This is a genomic window from Pseudomonas sp. Ant30-3, assembly GCF_000690905.1.
Classification (GTDB): domain Bacteria; phylum Pseudomonadota; class Gammaproteobacteria; order Pseudomonadales; family Pseudomonadaceae; genus Aquipseudomonas.
In genome coordinates, this window is the sequence record NZ_JMCL01000081.1 from 71419 (window position 1) to 95763 (window position 24345).

Annotated in this window: 20 protein-coding genes and 1 pseudogene; 14 read left to right on the top strand and 7 right to left on the bottom strand. The window is 61.2% G+C overall.

The features are described from left to right. Positions 1-6: 6 nt before the first annotated feature. A pseudogene (locus tag DU29_RS1000000133360) lies at positions 7-87 on the top strand (DUF2269 domain-containing protein); the annotation flags it as partial. A gap of 23 nt (positions 88-110) precedes the next feature. On the opposite strand, the gene DU29_RS0119660 reads toward DU29_RS1000000133360, so the two are convergent. From DU29_RS0119660 to soxR, 3 genes are all read right to left on the bottom strand, one after another. Beyond that, complete coding sequence (locus DU29_RS0119660; RefSeq protein ID WP_028623218.1) at positions 111-563, bottom strand: thiol-disulfide oxidoreductase DCC family protein; 453 nt, start codon at positions 561-563, stop codon at positions 111-113. 78 nt (positions 564-641) lie between these two features. After that, on the bottom strand, positions 642-1067 hold the full coding sequence (locus tag DU29_RS0119665) for a RidA family protein (RefSeq protein ID WP_033050705.1): 426 nt from the start codon (positions 1065-1067) through the stop codon (positions 642-644). An 87-nt stretch (positions 1068-1154) separates the two neighbouring features. Further along, positions 1155-1604 carry a redox-sensitive transcriptional activator SoxR gene (gene soxR / locus DU29_RS0119670; RefSeq protein ID WP_033050706.1) on the bottom strand — a complete coding sequence of 150 codons (450 nt, stop codon included), beginning with the start codon at positions 1602-1604 and terminating at the stop codon, positions 1155-1157. A gap of 167 nt (positions 1605-1771) precedes the next feature. Here soxR and DU29_RS0119675 point away from each other — a divergent pair, with 167 nt between their 5' ends. From DU29_RS0119675 to DU29_RS01000000130220, 4 genes are all read left to right on the top strand, one after another. Beyond that, a complete protein-coding gene (locus DU29_RS0119675; protein WP_028623221.1) occupies positions 1772-2008 on the top strand; it encodes a hypothetical protein in 237 nt (78 codons plus the stop codon). 98 nt (positions 2009-2106) lie between these two features. Next, positions 2107-3033: a Gfo/Idh/MocA family protein gene (locus DU29_RS0119680; protein WP_028623222.1), complete on the top strand. Its 927-nt coding sequence runs from the start codon at positions 2107-2109 to the stop codon at positions 3031-3033. Between the two features lie 258 nt (positions 3034-3291). Beyond that, positions 3292-6189 (top strand): sensor domain-containing phosphodiesterase, encoded by a 2898-nt coding sequence (locus tag DU29_RS0119685; RefSeq protein WP_028623223.1) that lies wholly within the window; start codon positions 3292-3294, stop codon positions 6187-6189. Positions 6190-6517: 328 nt separating this feature from the next. Then, positions 6518-7249, top strand: a complete 732-nt coding sequence (locus DU29_RS01000000130220) for a tRNA (adenine(22)-N(1))-methyltransferase (protein ID WP_050483144.1) — start codon at positions 6518-6520, stop codon at positions 7247-7249. On the opposite strand, the gene DU29_RS0119695 is transcribed toward DU29_RS01000000130220, so the two are convergent. Then, positions 7246-7482: a hypothetical protein gene (locus DU29_RS0119695; protein WP_028623224.1), complete on the bottom strand. Its 237-nt coding sequence runs from the start codon at positions 7480-7482 to the stop codon at positions 7246-7248. The genes DU29_RS01000000130220 and DU29_RS0119695 overlap by 4 nt on opposite strands. A 76-nt stretch (positions 7483-7558) precedes the next feature. Between DU29_RS0119695 and DU29_RS1000000132865 the strand changes: the two genes are divergently transcribed. Further along, entirely contained in the window at positions 7559-7726 is a 168-nt protein-coding gene (locus DU29_RS1000000132865) for a hypothetical protein (protein ID WP_161781301.1), read from the top strand. Between the two features lie 113 nt (positions 7727-7839). Here the strand turns inward: DU29_RS1000000132865 and DU29_RS0119700 are convergent, their stop codons facing one another. The 3 genes from DU29_RS0119700 to gspG form a co-directional block, all read right to left on the bottom strand. Then, a complete protein-coding gene (locus DU29_RS0119700) occupies positions 7840-8796 on the bottom strand; it encodes an alpha/beta hydrolase fold domain-containing protein (RefSeq protein ID WP_028623225.1) in 957 nt (318 codons plus the stop codon). A gap of 147 nt (positions 8797-8943) precedes the next feature. Then, positions 8944-10131 carry a type II secretion system F family protein gene (locus DU29_RS0119705; protein ID WP_028623226.1) on the bottom strand — a complete coding sequence of 396 codons (1188 nt, stop codon included), beginning with the start codon at positions 10129-10131 and terminating at the stop codon, positions 8944-8946. 14 nt (positions 10132-10145) lie between these two features. Continuing rightward, positions 10146-10580, bottom strand: a complete 435-nt coding sequence (gene gspG / locus DU29_RS0119710) for a type II secretion system major pseudopilin GspG (protein WP_028623227.1) — start codon at positions 10578-10580, stop codon at positions 10146-10148. Positions 10581-10776: 196 nt separating this feature from the next. Between gspG and DU29_RS0119715 the strand changes: the two genes are divergently transcribed. From DU29_RS0119715 to DU29_RS0119750, 8 genes are all read left to right on the top strand, one after another. After that, positions 10777-11385 carry a lytic transglycosylase domain-containing protein gene (locus DU29_RS0119715; protein ID WP_028623228.1) on the top strand — a complete coding sequence of 203 codons (609 nt, stop codon included), beginning with the start codon at positions 10777-10779 and terminating at the stop codon, positions 11383-11385. 359 nt (positions 11386-11744) lie between these two features. Beyond that, a complete protein-coding gene (gene mnxG, locus DU29_RS0119720; RefSeq protein ID WP_028623229.1) occupies positions 11745-17585 on the top strand; it encodes a manganese-oxidizing multicopper oxidase MnxG in 5841 nt (1946 codons plus the stop codon). 164 nt (positions 17586-17749) lie between these two features. Then, the gene (locus tag DU29_RS0119725) at positions 17750-19705 is read left to right on the top strand and encodes a YncE family protein (protein ID WP_028623230.1); all 1956 of its coding nucleotides are present in this window, start codon (positions 17750-17752) and stop codon (positions 19703-19705) included. Positions 19706-19718: 13 nt separating this feature from the next. Continuing rightward, positions 19719-20375: an SCO family protein gene (locus DU29_RS0119730; RefSeq protein WP_028623231.1), complete on the top strand. Its 657-nt coding sequence runs from the start codon at positions 19719-19721 to the stop codon at positions 20373-20375. Then, on the top strand, positions 20372-20998 hold the full coding sequence (locus DU29_RS0119735; protein ID WP_028623232.1) for an SCO family protein: 627 nt from the start codon (positions 20372-20374) through the stop codon (positions 20996-20998). The genes DU29_RS0119730 and DU29_RS0119735 overlap by 4 nt, the downstream gene beginning before the upstream one ends. A gap of 9 nt (positions 20999-21007) precedes the next feature. After that, on the top strand, positions 21008-22558 hold the full coding sequence (locus DU29_RS0119740) for a cytochrome c/ABC transporter substrate-binding protein (RefSeq protein WP_028623233.1): 1551 nt from the start codon (positions 21008-21010) through the stop codon (positions 22556-22558). A 13-nt stretch (positions 22559-22571) separates the two neighbouring features. Next, positions 22572-23525, top strand: a complete 954-nt coding sequence (locus DU29_RS0119745) for a peptidylprolyl isomerase (RefSeq protein ID WP_028623234.1) — start codon at positions 22572-22574, stop codon at positions 23523-23525. 220 nt (positions 23526-23745) lie between these two features. After that, on the top strand, positions 23746-24279 hold the full coding sequence (locus tag DU29_RS0119750; protein WP_028623235.1) for a response regulator: 534 nt from the start codon (positions 23746-23748) through the stop codon (positions 24277-24279). The last annotated feature ends 66 nt before the right edge of the window (positions 24280-24345 follow it).

A 24345-nucleotide genomic window follows, 5' to 3' on the forward strand; every position in this document is an offset into this window, starting at 1 on the left:
GGGTGCGGTTTCACCGGGATGTTTGTGATCGTGCTGATCATGGTGACGAAGATGACGCCGGGTCAGGTGCTGCAGTTGCTGCTGTAAGCGACTTCATGCGGGCAATGCGCTCACACCGGCGCCTTCAGAAAACGACGCTCATGATCGGGATCAGGCAGAAGGCAGGTGTCGTATTTTCCGAAAATCCGATAACGATTCAGTGCGATGCGGTCGTAGCACCAGTCACGAAATGAGCGGGGAAAGTAGCGCAGAAGTTTCAACACAGCCCAGCCAGCAGGCAGTTGGTTGATGACTTCAAGAAAGGCGTCCGAGCGCACCCAATAGTGCTGGTCGCGGATCACCGCCATAGTATCGAACTCATCCAGCGGCAGCCCGGCCCAAGCCAACAGTGCCTGCCCCTCGGGTGACTGCACTGTCGCCAACCGCACCCGCTGCTGGCGATCATGACGGATCAGGAATCGCGCCCAGCCATTGCACAGCTTGCACACGCCGTCGAACAAGACCACGGTCTCGCCTGGCTTGAGCATTGGTGCGCGGGAGGGGCGGGTGAGGGATGCGGGCATAAGCGTGGTTCCACCATGAATGGGTTCCCGGATCATACCCACTAACCGTACCAACGTCTGTTCAGGATCGCGTTACGGCTATGCAGCAGGCAGTGCGGCAATCGCCTCGACTTCCACCAGCATGCCGTCCAGCGCCAGCCGCGGGACCGCGATCAGCGTGCCGGTTGGCAGGTGCGATCCCCACGCCCGTTTTGCCTCAGCAGCCCATTCGGCGAGGCGTGATTCGGAGTGATCGACCACCAGTATGGTGAGTTTATAGACGTCATTGAGCGTGGCGCCGGCCGCTGCGAGGCCGATCTCGACGTTGGCGATCGTTTGCCGCACCTGCTCCGCAAAGCCTGGCGCCAGATAGCCTTCGCGGTCCTGCCCACCCTGACCGGCGAGGTGCACTATCCGCGCGTTAAGGGGGACTTGAGCGACGTGCGAATAGGCGTTGTCCGTAGGGTCGTAAAGGCCGGCAGGATTGGACAGGGTGAACGCGGGCGAAGATATTTCGGATGGCATGACGGACTCTCCAAGTGAATGAAGCCGAATCGTCAGACCTCAACGTATATTGAGGTCAAGCCCCTTTTGCCGGACATGTGCTTGCTGCTATTCGCGCTCCAGAATGCCAGCGCCCGGACCTTGCTCACCGTACTTGTCGGCCGGATTTCGCAGTGGACAGTCTTCCAGTGACAGACAACCGCAGCCGATGCAGCCATCCAGCTCATCGCGCAGACGCGTGAGCATGACGATGCGAGCGTTGAGGTTGTCTCGCCACTGCGTGGAGATATCGCGCCATTGCCCAGCCGAGAGCTTGCCGTCCGACGGGTAGGCATCCAGCGCCTGCTTGATCTCTTTCAGAGGAATGCCGGCGCGCTGCGCAACCTTGATCACAGCGACGTATCTCAACACATGCGCCGGGAACTGGCGCTGATTTCCGCTGGTGCGGACACTGGCGATCAGGCCTTTTTTTTCGTAGAAGTGCAGTGTTGAAACGGCTACCCCGGCTCGCCGCGCAACCTCGCCGACCGACAGCATTCTTAAGCTATTTACTGCCATGTTCCGCTCCAGCCTACATTTATCAAAATCGTGTCAGGCCGCTAGCCTACCAGCAGCGCACTGCAGTCCACGATATCGCGCATGAATGCCTGTGATTCCGGTTGAACTAAAAACTGACCATCAAGTCAGGATAAACAGCTGCACTCATCCCATTCGAGGAATCCGACATGCATGAATACACTGTGAAATATCTGTTCAATGGCGAGACCCGCGAGCATACCTTCGAGCTAAAAGACCCCGCGCTGCCTGTTCATGAGGCTGCAATGCACCTTCTGCAGTTACATTTTGGCGACAGCGAAAACAGCCTGATCATGCCCAACGCAGACGCGACGCCGGAAGAAATTCTGGAGCAGGCCGAGTTGGTCGGGGTGATGCAGATTGAGGTTGTCGATCAAGCGATTTGACGATGCGCATCCGAACACGCCACCAATGACTTCTTGTCCAGAGAAACGTAATCTCGCCTATTCGTTTCTCAAGACAAGAAAAACAACAGGAGTCATTGATGCAACCGATCCGTCTCGGTCTGGTGGGTTACGGCAAGATTGCCCAGGATCAACACGTTCCTGCGATCAACGCCAATCCCGCGTTTGAGCTGGTGTCTGTCGCGACGCAAGGGCAACCTTGCGCTGGCGTGGAAAACTTTCGCTCGCTGAGCGAGCTGCTTGAAAGCGGTCCGCACGTTGATGCGATTGCCTTCTGCACGCCGCCGCAAGGACGATTTGCCTTGGTGCAACAAGCGTTAGCCGCGGGCAAGCACGTGCTGGTTGAGAAACCGCCATGTGCCACGCTCGGTGAAGCGATGGCGTTGGTGGATCAGGTTGCGCAGCAGGGCGTCAGTGGTTTGTTTGCCTGGCATTCGCGCTATGCGCCGGGCATTGCGGCTGCCCGCGACTGGCTGGCCGGCCGCACGTTGCAAAGCGTTCAGATTGACTGGAAGGAGGACGTGCGCAAGTGGCACCCCGGCCAGACGTGGATCTGGCAGCCGGGTGGTCTGGGCGTTTTCGATCCGGGCATCAATGCCTTGTCGATTGTTACTCATCTATTGGCGTTGCCGCTGTTTGTCGGGTCGGCCGAGTTACGTGTTCCCGAGAATTGCCAGTCGCCGATTGCTGCATCGATCAAAATGTCGGATGCGCAGCATCTGGATGTGCGTGCGGAGTTTGATTTTGATCACGGTCATGACGAGCTATGGAGCATTGAGATTCGTAGCAGCGAGGGTATTTTGCGGCTGGATAATGGTGGTGCGCTGTTGAGTATCGACGGAGTTCGCCAGGTTGTATCAGAGGAGGGCGAATACGCGGCGGTGTATCGGCATTTTCAGCAACTGATTGCGGATGGGGCCAGTGATCTCGATTTGCAGCCATTGCGGTTGGTGGCGGACAGTTTTTTTGTGGGGAGTCGGGTGTTGGTTGCGCCGTTTTTTGATTGATCGCAACCCTGTAGCAGCTGGCGAAGCCTGCGTCCTGCAGTTAATGATCGTTCCCTCGCGTGGGAACGCCTCCCGGGACGCTCCGCGTCGCTATCTGCGACGCCGTAAATGACTAACACCCGCTAAACTTGCCGCACTTGCCGCTAAATCAAAGAAACCCATTGAAAAAAATTCTCATAAGCTTTAAACGAGATGTTCACTGGCACACTGCTGGCAATCATAAAAAAGTATCGCCAGTCTCTGGCTCCGGGAGCGCTGATGAGTGTTTGTCCATTGACGGACTCACTGCGGCAATCGAACGATTGCGAGGTTGCTGCATCTCAACCGAAAGGGAATCTGGGCAGGGTCGGCATGGCTTACGCTGGCAATGAAGAAACGGTTGAACACTTGCTGGATTCAGCGAGAAACTGGGCACACACCACCGCATGGGTGGTGTATCGCGCCGGTGAGCAAATGCATTTGATGGGGCAGGGCGATCCGCGCATGCAGTGGCCGTCCAGCATCGCCAATGAAGCGTTTGACGCTTTTTGCCAGTCCCGGTGTTTGCACCGCTGGCCGACTGGCAGTGGCGAAACCGTGCTGGGCTGGCTGCTCGCGCCCCTCGACGATGCGGCGGAGCCGGCGCTCGCCGGTTTTGCCCAGCGCCTTGGCATTCAGGTGCAGACCAACACCCTGGCCCGCGCGCAAATCACCCAGCGCGTGCTTTATGAAATCACCTACCTGGCCAGTTCGACCCGCGATCGCTCGGTGTTTCTGGTCGGCGTACACCGGCTGCTGGCCAGTCTGATCGATGCCGAGAACTTCTACCTCGCGCTGTATGACCCGCACACCGGCAAAATCGACTATCCGTATTACGTCGACATCATCGACGTCGATGCCGTGGAGTCCGAGCACTACGAATACCTTGACCCTGCGCATCTGTCGCTGACCGCGCAAGTGCTGACCACCGGCCAGCCTCTGCTGATCGACGCGGCAGGCATATGTGCAGCGCAGGACGAGGGGCGCTTTTTTTGCGTGGGTGACCGTCCCGAGTTCTGGATGGGCGCGCCGTTGAAGAACGCGTCGGACGACGTCTTCGGCATGTTGGCGATGCAGGTTTACGACGTTTCCCGCACCTACAGCGCCGAAGATCGCGCGTTGTTTCTGGTGGTAGCGCGCCACGTGGCCATGGCGCTGGACCGGATTCTGCACCGTGCCGACCTGGAAGCAACGGTGCTGCGCCGCACCCTCGAACTGTCCGCGCTCAACGATGCCTTGCGCCAGGAAGTCGCCGACCGCCAGCGCGCCGAACATTTGCAGAGCACACTGTTTCAGATCGCCGAACTGTCCAGCCAGCCCGGCGACATGACCGAGCTGTTTCAGACCTTGCATGGCATCGTCGCTGAGCTGCTGTTCGCGCAGAACTTCTATATTGCGCTGTTCGACGAAGCGACCGGTGAAGTGACCTTTCCTTATTACGTCGATGAGCGCCTGACTACTTGCCCGGTCGCGCGGCGTGGTCGTCGAGGCTTGACCGAGTACATCATCCGTCAGCGTCGCCCTTGCCTGATCGATGTCAACGAGGCCGAGCGGTTGTCCGCACTTGGCGAAATCCAACTGGCCGACGAGCACGTTCGATCCTATTCATGGCTGGGCATTCCGCTGTTCGAAGGCGATGCCGTGCGTGGCGTGCTGGCAGTGCAAAGCTACACCTCGCTGGTGCGCTACACGTTGCGCGACCAGGAGTTGCTGACCTTCGTATCGCGGCATATCGATACCGCGTTGTCACGGCGCACCGCCGCGGAAGCTATTCACGCTGCCAACCTTAAACTGGAAGCGCGAGTGCAGAGCCGCACCCGTGAGCTCGATCACGTCAATGCTCGGCTGCAGCACGAAAACTTCCACGACGCGCTCACCGGCTTGCCCAATCGCACTTATCTGCAACAACGCCTCGATTTGGCCTGGGCGCAGTTCGAAAGCGAAGGCGGGCACTTGGCGGTGATGTTCATCGACCTGGACCGCTTCAAGATGGTCAACGATAGCTTCGGCCACCATTTTGGTGACCTGCTGCTGCGGCAGGCAGCGCAGCGGTTGCGCAGTTGTCTGCGCGAAACGGACATGCTCGCGCGTCTGGGCGGCGACGAGTTTGCCGTGCTCGCCCCGGACGCGCCGCTGGAGGCAGTGATCGAGATTGCCGAGCGGATTCTGGTGGCCTTCGACCTGCCGTTCCTGATCAATGGCCACGAAGTGTTTTCGTCCTGCAGCATCGGCATCGTCGGCGCCGACAGCCAATTCCATGACGAGCCGGCCGACCTGCTGCGCGACGCCGATGCAGCCATGTATCGGGTCAAGAGTGCCGGGCGCGACAGTTATGCGGTGTTCAATCAGGAAGTGCGTCGCGAGGTGTCCGACCAGGTTGAGCAGGAGGGCGCGTTGCGCAACGCACTGAAACGCACCGACGAACTGCTGCCCTATTTCCAGCCGATTGTCAGCGTAGACAGCGGTGAGTTGCTGGCCCTGGAAGCGCTGATTCGCTGGCATCAACCGGGTGGACGGGTGATTGCGCCGGGTGAGTTTTTGCCGGATGTCGAGGGGTTGCGGCTGATCGGTCGGCTGGATTTGTACATGCTCAACAGCATCGCGGAAATCCTCGCCCTGCCCGAACATGCCAACTGGCCGCCAGTGCACGTCAATTGCTCCAGTTACAGCATGACGCGCGCGGATTTTGCCAGTGATGTGCTGGCACTGCTGGCCCGGCATGATGTTGCGCCTTCGCGGATCTGCCTGGAGTTGACCGAAGGCGCACTGGTCGCCGAACCGGCGATGGCCCGACTGACCATGCAGCAATTGGCCGACAACGGCATGTCGGTGGTGCTGGATGATTTCGGCGCAGGTTTCTCGTCCCTCAGCTATGTGCACCAATACCGCTTCAGCGGCTTGAAGATCGACAAGTCATTCATCTTCGAACTGACCACCAGCGCCCGCAGCCGCGCGATAGTGCGGGCGATCGTGCGCATGGCCGAATCGCTGGACCTCAGCGTGGTGGCCGAGGGCGTCGAGGACGAAGCAACGCTGGTATTGCTGCGCGAAATGGGCGCCGGACAGGCTCAGGGTTATTACTTCGCCAAACCAATGGGGTTGCAGGCACTGTTGGCGACGTCGTTGCTTACTCGCTAAAGGCCACAGCAATTCTCCATAGGGCTCTGCGGCGGTACGCAACCAGCATGCTCACCGCTAAACCTGTAGGAGCCGAGCTTGCTCGCGATGGCGGTGGGTCAGGCGATATCAATGTCGGCTGGTCGGGCCTCATCGCTGGCAAGCCAGCTCCTACAAAGTTTTGTGACGGTACGCAGCAATCTTTCTCACCGCTAAACCTGTAGAGCCGAGCTTGCTCGCGATGGCGGTGGGTCAGTCGAAATATTCAGGAGTTGAAACCGGCGTCAGCTCCATGGACCATAGCAAGCCTGTGCTGTTGCCCTACGCACCACGTTAAAAGGAAATACCGTTGAGCCCACACACATTGTCCATGCGCCTGGAGCGGGTGGCGGCGCATGTGCCTGCCGGTGCGCGGCTGGCCGATATCGGTTCGGATCATGGCTACTTGCCGGTGGCGTTGATGCGGCGGGGCACCATCACCGCGGCGGTGGCGGGGGAGGTGGCGTCTACGCCGTTCCACGCAGCCGAACGCACGGTGCGCGATAACCAGCTCGCCCAGCAGATCAGCGTGCGTCTGGCCGATGGCCTGGCGGCAATCGAGCCCGGTGATGGCATAACCGCTATCACCATTTGCGGCATGGGTGGCGAGACCATTCGCGACCTGTTGGAGTCTGGCAAGGCCCGCCTCAGCCGCCGCGAACGCTTGATTCTGCAACCCAACGGCGGCGAGCCACCCCTGCGCCACTGGCTGATGGGCAACGGTTACCGCATCCTCTGCGAAGAACTGCTGCGGGAAAATCGCTTCGACTACGAAATCATCGTCGCCGAATACGTCGGGACCGTGCAATACACGGCGGAACAGTTGTACTTCGGGCCCCTGCAGATGCAGGCACGCAGCGCAGTGTTCCTCGCCAAGTGGCAACGCCGATTGCGCGAGAAGCAGAAAACCTTGATTCATTTGGGTCGCGCGCGGCAGGCAATACCCGAAGAGAAGGAGCAGGAGCTCGCTCAGGAAGTGCGGTGGATCAGCGAGCTGCTGGCGTGCCCGACCGACAGCTCAGTCCAGCCCATCGACCGCTAGAGCCACGTGTTCACCACGCGCCGATCCAGTTCCTCCCAATCGGCCATGCCCAACACTCGCGTGGTATTCAAACCGCGCAAATAACCGCGCAACTGATTGGCGGTTGCTGAAACAAGCTCAGGGTCAGGCGCGGTTTCTGCCAGCAACACGGCTTCATATTGAATCAGGTACTCAGCCACCCGATCACGGAAATCGGGCAGAACGGCGTCGCGGATCAGATCGAACGTTCTCAAGGAGAGATCCTCATCTGTCTTTTGTGATGGAGTACGCATTCGCCTGCGCGGCGCGCAACTATCGTTAGAAGTAATAGTGACCATTACCAAACGCAAGTTTTGTTTTTCCGCCAAAGGCTGGAAAATCACCTCCATCGAACGTTCTGACTTCACATTTCACCGTGTTGTTGAGGTTCTTGCCGGACCTGTTTTTGTCAACGCCTCACCGAGCTCCTTTGGTTGGCCGCAACCAACCAATTCTTGACCCCGCTCCCTACTGGGTTGCGGGGTTTTTTTTAAATGATTAAACAGCGAGGAGTCAACGCCACCGAAGAAATTGAACACGGTGTTCGATAACATGTGGGTAGTGCAGGTCAGTCAGCAAATCTGAGGATGGATTCGCTGACTGATCCACTCCCGACTATGCGCCAGCACCTTGCCAGCCGCCGCCGTAGGGAAGTGGATGAACCCGTGCGGGCACGCCGGCAACAGGTGCACGTTGACCTGCGCAAACGGCTTCCAGCGCTCGGCAATCTCGAGCGTGTCGTCACTCAGCGGGTCCAGTTCGCCGACAAACAGCAGCGCGGGGGGCAGCCCGTCAAAGTCGCCATACAGCGGTGACAGCGGCGGTTGCCGACGTTGCTCGTCGCTTGAATCCGGGGTGAGCATGCGCAAGGCATCGACCATGCCGGGGCCGTCCAGTACGAGCGTTTCGGGGCCTGCGGCGCGTACGCTTGGGGTTCCCGTCAGGTCGTAGACGCCGTAGTAAAGCACCGCGCCCTTCACCCGGCGAAGCAAGTCCGGCCATGCCTTGAGCGCCAGCAGGGTGGCGGCGGCGAGATGCCCGCCGGCGGATTCACCCACGACGATCACCGCAAGGCCGGCAAATTCTTCGCAGTCGTCACTTAACAGCCAGCGCGCTGCGCCCAGGCAGTCGCTCATCAGGCCTTCAACCGGCGTCGTTACCGCCAGCCGATAATCCACCGAGACCGTTGCGACATTGCACGCGTTGACCATGGCGACGTTGAAGGCATCGTTCATCTGCGCATTGCCGATCACCCAGCCGCCACCGTGAAAGTCCAGCACGACGCCTTTTACCGGTCCTTTCGGTCTGATGATCCGCAAGGAAACAGCCACGCCATCAACGCGGATCACCCGCGTCTCAGCTTCGACGCCATGCCGGGCCAGCTTGCCTGCACCGCCGATCTGGCCCAGGCGCAAGAGTGCCTGAATCACACGCGGGGTGATGCGATTGCGGATGCGGAAGCGCGGCAACCAGGCGAGCGTCTTGTTGAACCGCCGCACCTGCGCTAATTCGTGCTCATCAAGTGTCATTGAGGTTTTGCCATCCAAGTGGGTCAGCTCTGATGGGACTGATGGGTGATCAGTCGTCGCGAATGCGTTCTTTATAGGCTGAAGTCCACATCGAATGTAGAAGCGCTGCGCCGATCAGGCATCAATTTACCACTGAAACCTCCAAGTTCACTGAATGCTCGACGCCAATTCAAAGATCGGGATGTACATCAGAATCACGATCACGCCAATCAACAACCCGATAAATGTCATCAGCAGCGGCTCGAACAAACGCACGAACCATTCGATCCAGCGGCTGATTTCTTCGTCGTAGAAATCGGCGCTGCGTTCCATCATTTGCCCGAGATTGCCAGACTGTTCGCCGGCGCGCAGCAGGCGCAGGGAAACGGGGGTGACGAGCTGGTTGAGTTCGAGGGCGGCGGACAGCGATTGTCCTTCGCGCACACGTTCGCAGGCCTGGTCGAGGCGCGCGCGGGAGCCGACGGTGAGCAGGTTGCGGACCATGCCCATGGCGGTGACGAGCGGGATGCCGCCTTGCAGCAGGATGCCCAGCGAGCGGTAGAAGCGGGCGAGTTCGTACATGAAGATGCGTTGGTGCACCGCCGGGAGTTTTTCGATGAGGCGGTCGACGCCGCGGCGGAAGGCCGGTTGGCGCTGGAGGAAGGCGAGGCCGACGATGATCGTCACCAGTGCGCCGAAAAACTCGCCCTGATGCGCATGCAGGAACATGCCGCAACTCATCAGAACCTGCGACAGCCACGGCAGATTCGAACCGAGCCCTTCAAACACCAGACTGAAACGCGGCACCACGTAGCCCATCAAAAACAGCACCACGCCACCGCCGACCACCAGCAACAGCAGCGGATAGATCGAGGCGCTGACGATGCGCTGCCGCACCTCGTCCATGCGCTGGCGGTAGCTGACGTAACGGCCCAGCGCGTCGCCGACAGCGCCGGTTTTTTCGCTGGATTGCACCAGTGCGACGTACAGCGGCGGGAACACCGCAGACAACTGACCAAGCGCCTGGGAGAACGATTTACCTTCGTACAGCAGCCGCACCAGTCCGCTCAATGTCTTGCGCGCCTGTGGAGCGCTTTCTTTCTCTGCGAGGCTTTCCAGCGCATCGATCAATGGCAGCCCGGCATTCAGCAAAGTGGCCAGTTCCTGGCTGAACAGCACCAGGTTGAAGGTTTCCTTTTTGCGCAATCGCAGCGCTCGCCAGTGTCGCTCGACGTGCAGGCTGACCACGCGCAAACCCTGATCTTCAACGATGCGCCGAGCTTCGCTATGGCCAGGCGCTTCGACCGTCATCGAGACCACACCGGCCTTGCCCACGGCTTTGAGATGAAAGCGCATGCTCGACACCCCCGTCATTGCCAACTGGTGACTTCGGCGTTCTCACCTTCGCCGCCGGGCTGGCCGTCCTTGCCCATCGACAGCAGATCGTACTCGCCGTTTTCGCCGGGGTGGCGGTAGGCGTAGTTACGGCCCCACGGATCCTGCGGGAGTTTTTTCTGCAGGTACGGACCGGTCCAGCGGGTTTCATCGCTGGGGGCGGTGACCAGCGCCTGCAACCCCTGTTCGGTCGACGGGTAATGGCCGACCTCCAGGCGATACAGGTCCAGGGCTTTGCTCAGGCCTTCGATTTGCGCCTTGGCCACCTTCACTTCCGAGCGGCCGAGTTGAGCGAAATACTTCGGCGCGACGATACCGGCCAACAGCCCCAGCACCACCAGCACCACCAACAGTTCGAGCAGGGTAAACCCGCGTTGGGAACGCGGAGCACAACGCAGACGCTGTTTCATGATGACCTCACACAATTAGGCAGAAGGGTCGCTGAGAGGTCTTATGCAATTGCCATGCTCACGCTCGGGCATCCTCCTCAACCTCCCGAATTACGGGGCTTTGCAGTTGCGGCACAGTGCTTGCGTATGGCTGATCCACGACCGTCCATTGGGGCATTACCCCCACTTTCCGGGGCCGGTCAGGGGAGGCACAACAATGAAAACACTCACCACCGGACTGCTCGGTTTTCTGCTGCTGACCGGCGTCGCTCAGGCCGATGTGTTCGTTTCCGTAGACGCCAAGGGCAGCTACGTGCTGTCCAATGTCCACCGTCCCGGCCGTACTTATGAACGGGTCATTCGCGACCCGCAATCGTCGCTGGTCAGCCTTGATCAGCAACCGCAAATGATCGCCCGGCAGCCCTATGCCGAACTGGTCTCGGCGGCGGCCACAGCGCATCAATTGCCGGCCGCGTTGTTGCACGCGGTGATCCAGGCCGAGTCCAGTTACAACGCCGAAGCGACGTCGCCGAAGGGTGCGGGCGGGTTGATGCAGCTGATGCCCGACACCGCTCGCGAGCTGGGGGTGAAGGACGTCTATGACCCCAAATCCAATATTCAGGGAGGCGCGCGTTATCTCAAGCGCTTGATGATCCTGTTCGACAACGACATCAGCCTCGCGGTGGCCGCTTATAACGCCGGGCCGCAGGCGGTCCTGAGCCGTGGCGGCGTGATCCCGCCGTTCACCGAAACCCAGCGTTACGTGCCGAATGTGCTGCGCCAATACCGGCGATTGCAAGGCCTGGCGGTGGATGCGCCGCTGTGATTGGGGGCTGCCCCGAATGTGGGGAAGCGCGCCGGATTTTTTACGAGATGGGCCGACTGCAAAAATTGCGGCTGGCACAAAAAACTGTAGGAGCAAGCTTGCTCGCGAAAGCGGTGTCATTCAAGCAAGACGGTGACTGACCCACCGGTATCGCGAGCAAGCTTGCTCCTACGAAGACGGTGATCCGCATCCGCAGTGGCCCGCCCGTTATGGGGGAGTGGGTGGGGAATATCCCCCGGCCTATTCAAATAGGTTCGCAACTCACTGAATCAATGGACTAATTTTTTATGGCATGCCGATTGCTCCAGCGACATTGTCGTGAACCATTCCTTTGAGCACCTACTGCGAGGTCCATCATCATGACCGGCAAATCCAACGCTCAGTCTCTGTTCCACTTGCTGCTGTCGGTGACGTCGATGATCGGCCTCAGTCAAGCGCAAGCAGCCCTGCGCTGTGAGCGCAACCTGGTCGCCAACGTCGTGGCGCTGGACCAGCCGCTGATGTTCAACCGCCTCGGTGCGCAGAACGTCAACGGCATGATGTACGCCCTGCGCCGCGACGTGGTCGACGACCACGATAAGTCGCTGGCCCAGGGCGGCGCGGCGGTGCCGGGGAAAGTGTCGCTGCGCCCCGACAAACGCCCGCGGCCACTGGTGCTACGGGTCGCTGCCGGCGACTGCCTGACCGTCAACCTGCAAAACCTGCTGGCCTATCAAGCCAACCCACACTCCTTGGACGATGGCGGCGAGGAGGAGGGCGAAGAAGAGGAAGGCCACGAAGATGAAGACCTGCAAAACGCCAATCAGCAATCCTTCAAGGCCGATGAGCAGGTGCGCGATCGTCACGTCGGTTTCCAGGTCAACGGCCTGCAAGCGGTCAACAGCATTGATGACATTTCCTCCTACACCGGGCGAAACGCCAATACCCTGATCGCCCCCGGCGCCAGCCGCACCTACACCCTGTACGCCGAGCGCGAAGGTGCGTTCACCGTCAGCAGCCGTGGCGCGACGTTCGGCAGCGAAGGCACCGCAGGCAACAATGCCAATGGTTTGTTCGGCCAGGTGGCAGTGATGCCCAAAGGGGCAAAAATTTATCGCAATACGCTGACTGAAGAAGAAATGCGCCTGGCCAGCACCGGCCGTACACCGGCCGGCCAGCCCATCGTCGATTACCAGGCGCGCTACCCGCAGCGCGAACCGTGGATCCGTGAAGGCAAGGCCGGTACGCCGATCCTGGGTATGATCGATGGCAATGAGATCATCACCAACGAAGCCGATGCCGTGGTCATGGGCAGTAACGCCGACGGCAGTTTCCCGGCCTCAACGTATCCGCTGGAAACCCTCGGCAAACGCAACCCGGCGATACCGAATCGACTCGAAGCCTTCCGCGATTTCTCCTCGCAATTCCAGGATGAAACCGCCGTGACCCAGGCATTCCCCGCTTACTGGGCGGACCCGGTGATGGGCCATGTGCTGGAACCGACCCGCGACTCCTTCATGATCAACTACGGCTCCGGCGGCCTGGGCGCCGAAGTGCTCGCCAACCGCCTGGGTGTGGGGCCGATGCACGATTGCCTGTCCTGCGCCTATGAGGAGTTTTTCCTCAGTTCGCATACCGTCGGTGACGTCGCGATGCTGGTGGACGTACCAGCCAACTCCGGCCTTGAAAACATCGCCCCGGGGCAGACACCGAGCGCTGATCAGGTCGGAATCAAGGCGACCATGGCGCTGTACCCGTCCGAACCTTCCAACGTCAACCACAGTTACATCGGTGACTTCGTCAAATTCCGCAACACGCATAATGGTTATGAACACCACATCTTCCACCTGCACGGACACCAGTGGCTGTTCAATCCCAATGACGACAACTCCGATTACCTCGACGCCCAGGGCATCGGTCCGGGCTCCGGCTACACCTATGAAATCGCCAACGGCGGTTCAGGCAACCGCAACCGCGTCGCTGGCGATGCCGTCTATCACTGTCACTTCTACCCGCACTTCGCCCAGGGCATGTGGGCCATGTGGCGAGTGCATGACGTGTTCGAAGAAGGCACCAAACTGGAAGTGTCGCAACAGGGCGAGGACGGCTTCCACAGTGAGCCTTTCGCATTGCGCAGCGGTAAACCGGCGGCGGGCGCACGGGCCTTGCCCGATGGCGAAATTGTTGCAGGCACCCCGATCCCCGCGATCGTGCCGCTGCCTGGCAAAGCCATGCCGCCCATGCCGGGCAAAGTTGCAGTGGTGCCTAAAGTCGGCACAACCCTGCTCGCCGCTGGCGATGACGATGATGATGACGAAGCCGGCGATGACGACGGCCCCGGCGATGTGCAGGCCATCGGTTCCCTGGCCCTTGTGGATCGCAGTGAAGCCAACCGCAACGCCGACGGCAGCCTGAAAAACCCTGGCTATCCGTTCTGGATCGGGGGCATGGAAAGCTCGGTCGGCCAACGCCCGCCAACGCCGCCTCTGGACATGCTCGACGCCGCCACGGCGCAAAGCCTGAAAGCCAGCGGCAATGCCTTGTGGGCCAACCTTGACCCTGCGCAGTCGGGCGGCTGGGACGGCGGACTGGGGCGGCACACGCTGGATGGCGTCTCGGCCGGTGGCCAGGCGCAGACCGTGACCACCTCTCTGGATTTCTCCAAGTCAGTGACCCGCGCCAAACCGATTTACCTGCCCGAAGAAGGCACTGAAGTCGAACAGGCGGCCATGTTGTTCCACTCCAAAAAAGATCACCCGAGCTTCGCCTTGCTGCCGGGTAATCAAATCGTGGCGCGCAGCTTCCGCACCAACGGCGCACTGCCAATCGCTGGCGCGCCTTATTACGAACCGTGCATGGATGACCGGCAAAAACGCCTGACCAGCAGCGCCGGCACGGGTGAATTTGCCAGCGGCGAGCGCGCCGACGGCATGTCGTTTCTCGGCAGCTCGAACTTCACCGCCGACCGTCCGCGTGTCTATAAAGCCGCCAACATCCAGTTTGACGCGGTGTACAACAAAGTCGGTTATCACTTCCCGCAAGCGCGCATCCTCGCATTGTGGGAAGACGCCTGGCCGGTGATCACCAAACAGCGTCCGCCAGAGCCGCTGGTGATGCGCATGAACACCTTCGATTGCGTGCAATACCAGCAAACCAACCTGGTGCCGGCCACTTATGAAATGGACGATTATCAGGTACGCACACCGACCGACGTGATCGGCCAGCACATTCATTTGCCGAAATGGGACCTGACCTCAGCCGATGGTTCGGCCAACGGCTGGAACTACGAAGACGGCGTGCTCTCACCTGGCGCCGTGCAGGAACGCATTGAGGCGATTCGTGAGTTCAACGACTGCGAAGGCGCGGATCCGCGTGACGGCACACCCGCGTGTCCGAAAGCGAAAAATCACCCGTACTTCGGCCAGTTCGGCCGGGCCGACTGGGTGGGTGCGCGGACAGCAATGCAGCGTTGGTTCATCGATCCGGTGATCAACATCAAAGGCGTCGATCGTGGCCTGGGCACCATTTTCACCCACGACCACCTCGGCCCATCGACGCACCAGCAGATCGGTCTGTACGCCACCGTGCTTGCCGAGCCTGCCGGTTCCACCTGGTTCCATGGCGAAACCGGCGAACCTTTGCACAGCGGTGCACGGCAGGATGGCGGGCCGACTTCGTGGCAAGCGGTGGTCTCTACCGGCGACATCGACGGTGACGGCCGCAATGACAGCTTCCGCGAGTTCTTCCTGGAGTACAGCGACTTCCAGCACGCCTATGAAGCCGGCGTCTATGTTGGTGCCGGGCCCAATGGCGTGCCGGATCCACAAGCGTTCCCGGCCACTGCCGACACGTTCCGCTACGCGATTAACCCGCCGGTGCGCGACAACACCAGCCAGTTGCTCGAACAAGTGGTGGAAGTGCGTGGCGGGGTGCTGCCGGTCTGCCCAAGCCGGCCTTGCCCGCAAGCGATCTCGGTGGATGACCCGGGCATGTTCGTCGTCAATTACCGTAACGAACCGCTGGCCCTGCGGGTGTACGACCCGAACAAGGTCGGCCCGGACGGCAAGCGCGGCATGCAGGCCGACGGCCTTGGCGGTGACCTCGCTTACGCCATGCAAAGCCGTACCGACCGGGCGATTCCGGCGATGAACCTCGCGCCCAACCTGATCACCTCGGCGAGCGGCCCAACCGGTGGCACCACGCTGTTCCCGCCGCACATCAACCGTGGTTCGGAGCCGGGCGATCCGTTCACGCCGATGCTGCGTACCTACACCGGTGACAACGTGCGGCTACGGGTGCACGCCGGCGGTCACGAAGAAGAGCACAACGTGACGTTGCACGGGGTGAAATGGCTGCAAAGCGGCACCGGTTACGGCAACAGCTCCAACTCGGGCTGGCGCGCATCGCAGATGGTCGGGATCTCCGAGCAGATGGGCTTCGTCGCACCTGTCTCGATGCTCTCCAGTTCGGCGGCGACCACCGGCGATTACCTGTACTCGATGGACGCTTCGCTCGAAGGCTACTGGAACGGCATCTGGGGAGTGATGCGCAACTACACCGCGCAGCGCAGCGATCTGTTCGCGTTGCCGAACAATCCGAAACCAATGGGCATGCGCAACACCGTGGCGTTCGATGGCACCTGCCCACGGATGAGCGCCAACCCCAACGGCATCGGCACACGGCCCACCGTGCAGCGCAACTACGACGTGGTCGCGGTGCTGGCTAACGACATCCTGCCGAATCCGTTGGGCCTGACCATCGGCGATCCAGCCGGGATTGGCCAACACGTCGGCGGTCCATTGAATGCGGCCGGAGGCACCCTGGTGTACAACTCGCGGACCGTGAGCATCCCGCAGGTCACCATCACCGATCCGGAAGATGGCGAGACCTTCACCGTCGGCGGGCAGAGCGGGCCGCTGCATGACCCGACTGCCGTGTTGTATGTGCGCAAGGGCGATCTCGATGCAGCCACCGGCAAGCTCAAGCCCGGCATACCGGTCGAGCCGCTGGTACTGCGCGCCGCTGCGGGTGATTGCATCAACATCACCCTGGAAAACCGCTTGCCGAGTGTGATGCCTGACCTGGCCCAAACGGCAATTCTGCAGGGCCTGGCCAAGCGTGACCGCAACGACGGGCAAGGTTCGACGACCTTCAACAACAACTTGTTGCGGCCGTCCAGCCACGTTGGCCTGCATGCGCAATTGCTGGCCTATGACATCACTAAATCCGATGGCACCAACGTCGGCGCCAACCCGATCCAGACCGTGCCACCGCGTGTCGGCAGCACCGGTGCTTACCCGACCCGTACCTATCAGTACTACGCCGGGCACCTGGAACGCGAAGGCAAACCGGTCACTCAGCTGGGCCGTAACGTTGACAACATCAACGCCACGGCGGTGGAATTCGGCGGCTTGAATTTCACCCCGGCGGATGTGATCAAGCAACCGCAAAAAGGCCTGGGCGGGGCCATGAGCGTGCTGCCGATCGGTTCGACCTGGGTTGAAGATGCCAAGCGTGCTTCAGCCACGGTGACCGCGCCGGGGCAGACGGTCTATCGCGACTTTGCGATGGTGTGGCAGAAAGCCTTGAACACCCGTTGGGCGAATGGCCGCCCGGTCGAAGGCATCGCCTCGGAAGGCAACGGCATACCGAATGATCCGAAAGACAACGCCAGCATGGCCGCCAACTACAAGGTTGAGCCGATGTGGTTCCGCTTCGGCCTGGCCCCTGATGCACCGTTCGGTCACGCCGGCAGCCCCGGCACCTACGGCGACGTGCCGAATGCGCACATGGCTTTCAGCAACGCGCTAGTGGCCGGTGATCCGCAGACGCCGGTGTTTTATGTGAAACCGGGGCAACCGTTCCGCACGCATATCCTGATGCCGTCCGGTGGCAGCCGTGGTTCGACCTTCCAGCTCGACGGTCACGTCTGGTCGGTCAACCCGTTCCTGTCGGAGAAGAGCGATGCCAGTGGTTACCCGTTGAGTGCGCCAGGCATTGGCTCGGTGCGGTTCGGTTACAACCCGATGTCGATGTACATCGGCGCCCGGGAAAGCGTGCTGCCAGCAGCGCACTTCAGCTTCATGCACCCGAGCGCCGGCGGCAGCAATGCGATCCCGGGCGACTACCTCTACCGCGACAACGCCTCGTTCGGCAGCGCCGCCGGTTTGTGGGGATTGCTGCGGGTTACCAATGAACCAGAACCCGCCCCGGCTCCGTAGAAAGGAAGGTTGAGGTGTGTGGCGGGAGACGCCGCACACCTTGTGGGAGCGAGCCTGCTCGCGAAAGCGTTATTTGCCTCACTGCAAACCGAGGTGACTTCTTCGCGAGCAGGCTCGCTCCCACAGCGGCGCGCCCAAGGCAGATTGATGAGGGGAGAATCACCATGAACAGGACCATCAAACTCACCACCGGCGCGTTGCTGGCCGGGCTTGGGCTGATCTGGCTAACGGTGGGGCAGACGACTACCGCGCCGGCCAGGCTCGCACCCGCCGCAATGCCGGTCACCGCCAACGATCAGACCCTGGTCCGCGACGGTGTCTCCATCGCGCTGGAGATGCAGTCCCTGGCGAAGGACGGCGTGCTGCGCGAAGGCGAATTCGCCGACGTACGCTTTCGCATCAACGACAGCACCTCCGGCCAGCCGCTCTCCGGCGTCGCCCCTGGTGCCTGGCTCGACCCGGAAACCGTTGCCGGCGACAAGGCCCAGGGCCGTGAGCAAAGCTGCAAATCGCGGGTCGGGGTGTTCCTCAAATCGAACATCGGCGCGCGACCACTGCTCGACCTCAACAGCTATTTCCTGATGGTGATGAACCGCGACGCCAGCGTCTCGGTGGTCGACCCGACCGTCTCGGTGGGCGGCGTCACCAGCACCATGGCGCGCATCGCGATCAAGCAGCCGCCCATGGACTGGGTCACACCGCGCGACAACAAACGCGTGTTCATCTCGATGCCCACTGCTGGCGAAGTCGCGGTGATCGACAGTCAGCAATTCAAATTGATCGACTCGGTCAGCGCCGGCAGCAACCCGGTACGCGTCGCGCTGCAACCGGACGAGCGCCTGCTGTGGGTCGGCAACAATGCCGCGAAGGCGGAAGAATCCGGCGTCACCGTGATCGACGCACAAAGTCTCAAACACCTGAAAACCCTCGCCACCGGCCCCGGTCATCACGAAATCGCCTTCAGCAAAGACAGCCGGCATGCCTTCGTCACCAACCGCGACGACGGCACACTGAGCATCATCGACATCGCTAGCCTGACGGTCAGCCAACAACTCAAAACCGGTTCGCACCCGCTGTCGGTCGCCTATTCGGCGCTGTCCCAGGCGGTGTACGTGGTCGATGGCAAGGACGGTACCGTGACCGTCGTCGACGCAGTCAGCCACGCTGTGCGCAAGGTGATCAACGTCAATCAGGGCCTTGGGCCGATGGGCTTCAGTGCGGACGGCCGGTTCGGCATCGTCCTCAACACCCTCGAAAACCAGGCCTCGGTGATCGACGCCGCCACCGACTCGCTGATCCATCAACTGGACGTGTCCGCCGAACCCTATCAAGTGGTGTTCACCAAGGCCTACGCCTACGTCCGCGGACTCGCCTCGGCCAAGGTCACCATGATCAACCTGTCGTCGCTGGGCGAAGGCCGTACGCCGATCAGCCAGGGTTTCGAAGCCGGCCCGCAGGCACCACGCCTGGCCGGTGACTTGCCACTAGCGTCGAGCCTGGCAGTGTCGCGCGATGACAACGCGGTGTTCGTGGTCAACCCGGTGGACAACACCACCTATTTCTACGCTGAAGGCATGAACGCACCGATGTCCGGTTACCCCAATCGCGGACAAGTGGCGCGCGCGGCGCTGGTCATCGACCGCAGCTTGCGAGAGGTCGAGCCGGGACTCTACAGCGCGCGGGTCAAACTGCCGGCCGCCGGACGCTTCGACGTGGCGTTCCTGCTCAACCAGCCGAATATTATCCATTGCTTCAGCGCTGCGGTGGAGGCGGATAAAAACGTCAACCCACTGGCCGGTCCACCGAAGGTCGAGTTCATGCTCGACAAATACACAGCGTCCGTAGGCAACCCTTACGTGGTGCGCTTTCGCATCGTTCAGGGCCAGCAGAAAGCGCGGCGCAGCGGGATCAAGGACGTTCAGGTGCGTTACTTCCGCGCGCCATCTTCGCGTGCCCAGGAGGTCGCCGCACTGGAAGTCGGCAATGGCATCTATGAAGCCCCGGTGAGCCTCGACCAGAACGGCGCCTGGTACCTGCACGTGCGCGCGGCGTCCCTTGGCGCAAATTTCGACGACAAGACCTTTGCCAGCGTTCGGGTCTTGCCCGGCAACGCCCACTGAAGAGGAGATCGACATGAACCGATTCGCACACCGTGGGCTGCTGACGTTCTGCCTCCTGGCCACTGGCATCGGTCAAGCCATGGCGCACTCGGCGGACGAACACGCCGGGCATGACATGTCCGCCAAAACCGCCAGTGCCGAGAGCGCTCAGGTGAAATTCGCCGACGTTGCGCTGGTCGATCAGAGCGGCAAAGCGGTGCGCCTGGAGAAGGACTTGGTGACCGACAAAATCGTCGTCATGAGTTTTATCTACACCAGTTGCACCACGGTCTGCCCGGTGGTGTCGTCGATCATGGGCAAGGTGCAGAAACAGCTTGGCGCCCGGGTCGGCAGCGAGGTGCAACTGGTGTCGATCAGCATCGATCCGCAGCGCGACGACCCCAAGCGCTTGAATGACTACGCCCGTGCATTCCAGAACGGTCCGGGCTGGAGCTGGCTGACCGGGAGCACGCAGTCGGTCAACGCAACCCTCAAGGGTCTGGGCAGCTTCAGTGGCGACTTCAAAAGCCATCAGCCGCTGATCCTCGTCGGCGACGGCAATAGCCGCCACTGGACGCGCTACTACGGGTTTACCGACCCGGCGGTTCTGAGCCGAGAAGTGGAAAAACTCAGCGGCCTGCGCAACAGCCACGCCAAGCACACCGCCATAGCCATGGAGCACCACCCATGAAAGCGCTCGCGTTGATCTTCCTCACCATGATGAGTTTTCCGGCGTTCTCCCACGAAGGCCATCAACCGGCTGCGGCCACAGAGCCAGCGGCAGAAACAGCAAGGGCGGCGCAACCGGCAGCTGGCACCCGCGATGCAAAAACCTGGTTCACCGACACGCCGCTGCAGGACCAGAACGGCGAGACCCTGCGCTTCTACAGCGATGCCTTGCAGAACCGCATCGTGCTGTTGAACGTGATCTTCACCCATTGCACCGATGCCTGCCCGCTGATCACCCAAAAGCTCAAGCAAGTGCGGGAAGTATTGGGCGACAAGGCGGACGTCATCACCTTTATTTCCCTTACCAGTGATCCGCTGCGGGACACCCCGGCGGTGCTCAAGGCTTACACCTTGAAGCAGGGCGTCGATGGCCCCCACTGGCTTTTTCTGACCGGCGACAAGGCACACATGGACCTTGTATTGAGCCGCATCGGCCAGATCATCCCGAGCCCCGAACAGCATTCCACACAGCTGATCGTTGGTGACGTGGCCAACAAACGCTGGAGCAAGATCCGCCCCGATGCACCGGCCGCTGCCATCGCCCAGCGCCTGCAGCTGCTGGCAATGCCCGTGGCCGGCCGTTGAGTCAGGGCCGTGAACACTTCATTCGCCCTCTGCCTGTTGGTGCTCGGTGGTCTCAGTTTGACCGTGCACGCGCTGCCCCTCAGCCCCAGTGAAAGCGCGGGCAAGCGGCTGTACCGCGAGGGCGTGTCGGCCATCGGTGAACCGATCATGGCGCGGGTCGGAGCGGCGGACGTGTTGTTGCCCGCCACCCGTTTGCCCTGCGCCAACTGCCATGGCGCCGATGGCCTCGGGCGGCCTGAAGGTGGCGTGCGCCCGCCCGACATCAGCTGGTCGCGACTCAGCAGCACGTATGGTCAACAGCAAATCAACGGCCGTGATTACCCGGCGTATTCCGACAGCAGCCTGGCGCGGGCGATTCAGCAGGGGCGCGATCCGGGTAACCATCGGCTCGATCCGGCGATGCCTCGGTTCCTCCTGTCGATGAAAGACCAGCGCAACCTTACCGCGTACCTGAAGCGGATTGCTGAAGATCGTGATCCAGGGCTGACCCCGGGAACTCTGCACCTGGGCACTTTGCTGCCGAGCAAGGGGCCGTTGGCCGAGGAGGGCGCCACCGTCGCAGCGGTGCTCAACGGCAGTGTCGCGCGCATCAACGAGGCCGGCGGCCTGCACGGTCGGCAAGTGCAGCTGACGATTGTCGATCCGGGCCCGGACCGCGCCAGCGCCGAACAGGCTTTGCAGCGCTTGATCGAGCAAGAACAGGTGTTCGCCCTGATTGCACCGTTGGCACCGGCACTGGGCACGGACCTGGCACAGCGCCTGGAAAGCGCCGGCATTCCACTGATTGGCCCACTGTCGCTAGTGGCCAGCGCGCAAAGCAGTCGGCAGATTTTCGAATTGCTGCCGGGCCTGCTCGAACAGATGATCGCTCTCGCCGATTACGCCGCCGAGCGCTTGCGCGTGCTGCAAGGGCCGACCTTGATCATCCATCCGAATGAGTCGAACCAGCGCCTGGCCGCGCAGAGTCTCGCTCAGTACTTGCAGGACCGCGCCTGGCAAAACGTCAGTCTGCAAAACTATGACGCGGCGCAGGACGCGTTGCCACTGGGCTCGCGCTCGGTGTTTTACCTGGGCAGCAGCGGCGGCTTCAGCAAGCTTGCCGGACGCTTGCAAAGCGCCGGGCAGGTGCCGTATTTGTTCGCCGCCTCGAACCAGGTGGCGGGGGACCTGATGCAGGTGCCCAGTGGTTTTTCCAGGCGGGTGTTTCTCGCTTACCCGTTTGTGCCCAGCGACTGGACCCTGGCCGGGCGCACGGCCCTGACCCGTTTGCGCGAACATCAAGGTTTGGGCGGTGAGCACACGGTGCTGCAGGTCGGCGCCTACAGTTCGATGCTGCTGTTCAGCGAAGGCATGAAGCAGGCCGGGCGCGATGCCAGTCGCGAGAAACTGGTCAGCGCCCTGGAAGGCCTGCATGACTTCGAGACCGGCCTGACCCCGCTGATCAGCTTCGGCCCGGGTCGACGCCTGGGCCTGAGTGGAGCGCACATCGTCACCGTGGAGCTGCCCGACCAGCGCTTCTATCGGGTCGCCCCTTATAAACCCATTGCCGCAATGCCCTGAGCGGAGGCCGATCATGAAAATCACCAGCGTGTTGATCCTGCTTGCGTTGTGGCTGCCAGTCGCGTTCGCCAACAATGGTCCGGTGGCTGCACGGGTCAATGGCGAAGAAATCTCTGAGATGCGCCTCGAACGCTATTTCGCTGAATTCCTCGAGGATCAGGGGCGCGCCGTGGGCAACATTCGCAATCCCAAGGCCTACAAACAATTGCGCCAGGCCGCGCTCGACGTCTTGATCGACCGCGAATTGCTGTGGCAGGAGGCCGTCAAGCGCGGGGTGGTGATCAGCGACGCCACGGTGCAGGCGCAGGTCGAGCAAACTCGCCAGGCCGTTGGCGGCCCGGACAAATTTGCCCAACGCCTGAGCGATGCCGGTTTCGACGAGCCGGGATTTGTCGAGTACACCCGCCGCGAAATCGCCGCGCAGCAAGTGTTCGCCGAATTGACCAAGGGCAGCGCACCGGACGAGCAGCAGGTGCGTGCGTTCTTCGCCGAACATCGCGCCGCGATGAGCCGGCCCGAGCAAATTCAGGCCCGCCACATCCTGGTCAAAGTGCCTGGCGGTGCCGATGCCGCGACAGTCGAAGCAGCGCGGCTCCGCCTGGTAAAAATGCAGGAAAAAATCAGCCAGGGTGCGGACTTTGCCAGCGTGGCTCAAAGGGGTTCCGAAGACAGCTCGGCCAGCAATGGCGGTGACCTCGGCTACTTCGCTCGCGGGCGCATGCTGCCGGAGTTCGACGCCGCCGCGTTTGCGCTCTCACCCGGCGCGGTCAGTGAGCCCGTGCGCACGGCAGTGGGTTGGCATCTGATTATTCTTGAGAACCACATGCAGGCCGCCGATGTCTCAGAAGAACAGGGGCTTGAAATAGTTCGGGCGCACCTTGCCCGACGGCAACAGGCTCAAGTGCGGCAACAGGTCTTGGCTCAGTTGCGATCAAGCAATCGAATCGAACGGATTGACGATGACTGAAGTTTCCCCCCCAATAGTGGGGAAAGGATCTGACCCTCTCCGTACGCTTCCCCACAGTTGGGGGGCGGGGTGCCAGTGACAGTTGGCTTTTCCATGAATTACAACGACATGCAGCGGCAATAGAACCGGCGCAAAGCCTGGCATGAAGTGTGCGTTAGCCTCAATAAGGCGCGCACTCCGCCAGGTACGTTTCTCGGACCTGCGGTTCAAGGAGTCCACCTTGGTAAACAAAGTACTGGTTGTTGAAGACGAACAACTCCTTGCTCAAAACCTCAAGGAATACCTTGAAGCGCAAGGTCTGGTCGTCCGGATGGCACATGAAGGTGCGGCGGGAATCGGTGAAGCCGAACGTTTTGCACCCGATGTGATGGTGTTCGATTACCGCTTGCCTGATATGGAAGGTTTTGAGGTGCTCGATGCCGTCCGCCAGAACGGGAAGTGTCATTTTGTGCTGATCACCGGGCACCCGACCGCCGAAGTTTGCGAACGGGCCCGCCAGTTGGGCGTCAGCCATATCCTGTTCAAACCCTTTCCGTTGGCGGAATTGGCCCGTGCAGTTTGTGATCTTCTGGGAATCAAGCGCGAACCCAGAGCAGGCATGGACACATCCGTAGGTTTCGTCGAACGACGCCAGAGCAGGACCGAGAGTTTCCCGCTGCAGTTGTACGACGGCAGTTGGGTGCTGGCAGATCGTCGACGCAACCCATCGACTTCCATGGCACCAGACGACGAACAATTGCTCACCGGGGATTAGTGACGCGACAAGAGGTTCGGCTCTCGCCGTAACTGCTCGCCGCGTCGACAGGGCTTTAGGCCCCCG